The 203-nt window shown below is 62.1% G+C and carries 1 protein-coding gene; it reads left to right on the top strand.

Features of this window, described 5'->3' with window-relative positions; translation table 11 throughout:
- Nucleotides 1-203, top strand: a 203-nt coding sequence (locus tag HFE01_RS26935; RefSeq protein WP_167438899.1) for an AMP-binding protein, incomplete at both ends; no start/stop codon positions are given.

The raw sequence follows: 203 nt of genomic DNA, 5'->3' as shown, positions 1-203 counted from the left end.
ACGACGGGCAAGCCGAAGGGCGTGATGATCGAGCACCGCAGCCTGGTGAACACGGCGGCGGGCTACCGGCGGGAATATCAGTTGGATCAGTTCCCGGTGCGGCTGCTGCAGCTCGCAAGCTTCTCTTTTGACGTGTTCGTGGGAGATATCGCGCGGACGCTGTACAACGGAGGCACGATGGTGATTGTGCCGAAGGACGACCG

Source organism: Paenibacillus sp. EKM10P, assembly GCF_011800655.1.
Taxonomy (GTDB): Bacteria; Bacillota; Bacilli; order Paenibacillales; family Paenibacillaceae; genus Paenibacillus; species Paenibacillus polymyxa.
This window is presented reverse-complemented; position numbering and strand designations above follow the sequence as displayed.